The 2,986-nt window shown below is 54.4% G+C and carries 1 tRNA gene and 2 rRNA genes (1 of these 3 only partly in view); all 3 read right to left on the bottom strand.

Features of this window, described 5'->3' with window-relative positions:
* Position 1: 1 nt before the first annotated feature.
* Positions 2 to 78: transfer RNA gene (locus AC2FME_RS18275), tRNA-Met, on the bottom strand.
* Positions 79 to 165: 87 nt separating this feature from the next.
* Positions 166 to 280 (bottom strand): 5S ribosomal RNA (gene rrf, locus AC2FME_RS18270).
* A 192-nt stretch (positions 281 to 472) separates the two neighbouring features.
* Positions 473 to 2,986 (bottom strand): 23S ribosomal RNA (locus tag AC2FME_RS18265); it runs 314 nt beyond the window's last position.

Raw genomic sequence — 2,986 nt, 5'->3', positions numbered from 1 at the left:
TTGGTTGCGGGGAGAGGATTTGAACCTCTGACCTTCAGGTTATGAGCCTGACGAGCTACCTGGCTGCTCCACCCCGCGCCATTTTTTTGGCGTTTGGCCTTCAGAGATTTTTTGAGGCCGTTTTTTGATTTTTTGATCGTTTAGAGAGTTTGGGGATTTTTCTAGGTTTGGCGGTGACCTACTCTCCCGGGGCTTGAGCCCAAGTACCATTGGCGCTGCAGCACTTAACTTCCGGGTTCGGGATGGGACCGGGTGTTTTGCTTGCGCTATGACCACCAAACCGAGGAAAATCCCCACGTCGACTTTCTTGCGAGCAAGAAAGCGACGGGTGGCAGACAGCGTGTTTTGCTTGCAAAAGGCGCGTTGCCACTCGGTTGTATAATCAATCAATATCGCGGCTTGGTGCTGCGACGCTATCCATTGTCAAGGTTGGTGTATGCTTTTGGTTTGATTTGTCTTTCTGTTACTGGATCAAATCAAGCCTATCGGGCGATTAGTACCGGTCAACTGAACGCATTGCTGCGCTTACATCTCCGGCCTATTGACGTGGTGGTCTTCCACGGCCCTCAGGGAGACCTTGTTTTGAGGGGGGCTTCCCGCTTAGATGCCTTCAGCGGTTATCCTGTCCGATCATAGCTACCCTGCACTGCCGTTGGCACGACAACAGGTCCACCAGTGGATCGTTCACCCCGGTCCTCTCGTACTAGGGGCAACTCCTCTCAAGTCTCCTACACCCACGGCAGATAGGGACCGAACTGTCTCACGACGTTCTAAACCCAGCTCACGTACCTCTTTAAACGGCGAACAGCCGTACCCTTGGGACCTGCTCCAGCCCCAGGATGAGATGAGCCGACATCGAGGTGCCAAACACTGCCGTCGATATGGACTCTTGGGCAGTATCAGCCTGTTATCCCCGGCGTACCTTTTATCCGTTGAGCGATGGCCCTTCCACTCGGGACCACCGGATCACTATGGCCGTCTTTCGACTCTGCTCGACTTGTCAGTCTCGCAGTCAGGCTGGCTTCTGCCATTGCACTCAACGAGCGATTTCCGACCGCTCTGAGCCAACCTTCGCGCGCCTCCGTTACGCTTTAGGAGGCGACCGCCCCAGTCAAACTACCCGCCACGCAGGGTCCCGGATCCGGATGACGGACCGCGGTTAGACATCAAGAATGCAAAGGGTGGTATCTCAAGGGAGGCTCCACAGGAACTGGCGTCCCTGCTTCGAAGCCTACCACCTATCCTGCACATTGCAGTCCTGATGCCAGTGCGAAGCTGTAGTAAAGGTGCACGGGGTCTTTCCGTCTAACCGCGGGAAGCCTGCATCTTGACAGGCAATTCAATTTCGCTGAGTCGATGTTGGAGACAGCGGGGAAGTCGTTACGCCATTCGTGCAGGTCGGAACTTACCCGACAAGGAATTTCGCTACCTTAGGACCGTTATAGTTACGGCCGCCGTTTACCTGGGCTTCAATTCAAGGCTCTCACCTCTCCTTTTAACCTTCAGGCACCGGGCAGGCGTCAGACCCTATACGTCGTCTTGCGACTTCGCAGAGCCCTGTGTTTTTAATAAACAGTCGCCACCCCCTGGTTTGTGCCCCCAGCCCCTAGTTGCCTAGGAACCGGGCCTCCTTCTCGCGAACTTACGGAGGTATTTTGCCGAGTTCCTTCAACATCGTTCTCTCAAGCGCCTTGGTATGCTCTACCAGTCCACCTGTGTCGGTTTAGGGTACGGTCTGATAGGAGGGCTATTTCCAGGAACCTCTCAGCAGCCCAGTCAATCCGATAAGACTGAACTACACCCGAGATCCGTCACCACTCCACGGCCCAGGAATATTAACCTGGTTCCCATCGCCTACGCCTTTCGGCCTCGGCTTAGGGGCCGGCTTACCCTGCTCAGATTAGCTTTAAGCAGGAACCCTTGGACTTTCGGCGAGAGTGTCTCTCACACTCTTTGTCGCTACTCATGTCATCATTCTCGCTAGTGATCTCTCCACCGGATGGCTCACGCCCCGGCTTCATCGAAAGCCTCTCTCCTCCAATACGCCCGAAGACGTGAAGGAGGAATGAGACTATGTCACACTACGCTCTGCTACCATGCCTTACGGCATCCGAAGCTTCGGCTCATGGCTTGAGCCCCGTTACATCTTCGCCGCAGGACAACTTGTTTAGACCAGTGAGCTGTTACGCTATCTTTAAAGGATGGCTGCTTCTAAGCCAACCTCCTGGTTGTTTTGGTCGTCCCACCTGCTTTCCCACTTAGCCATGAATTGGGGGCCTTAGCTGTCGGTCAGGGTTGTTTCCCTCTCCACTACGGACGTTAGCATCCGCAGTGTGTCTGCCATCTAGTACTCCCGGGTATTCGGAGTTTGGTTAGGATCAGTAAGCCTGTGGGGCCCCATTACCCATCCAGTGCTCTACCCCCCGGGGTATTCGGATGACGCTCTACCTAAATAGATTTCGCAGAGAACCAGCTATCTCCGAGTTTGATTGGCCTTTCACCCCTAGGCACAGCTCATCCCGATCCTTTTCAACGGATGTGGGTTCGGTCCTCCAGTAAGTGTTACCTTACCTTCAACCTGGCCATGCCTAGATCACTCGGTTTCGGGTCTGATCCCACGAACTCATGCGCCCTATTAAGACTCGCTTTCGCTGCGCCTACACCTAACGGCTTAAGCTTGCTCGTGAGACCAAGTCGATGACCCATTATACAAAAGGTACGCCGTCAGCTCGCAAGGAGCCTCCGACTGATTGTAGGCGTTCGGTTTCAGGTACTGTTTCACTCCCCTCGTCGGGGTGCTTTTCACCTTTCCCTCACGGTACTGGTTCGCTATCGGTCAGCAAGGAGTACTTAGCCTTCGAAGGTGGTCCTCCGATCTTCAGACAGGATTTCACGTGTCCCGCCCTACTTAATACGTCCCATCGAGCTTCGAATACGGGGCTGTCACCCGCTATGGCCATGCTTCCCAACATGTTCTTCTCACTCT

The organism is Ruegeria sp. BHSC026, assembly GCF_059613065.1.
This window is presented reverse-complemented; position numbering and strand designations above follow the sequence as displayed.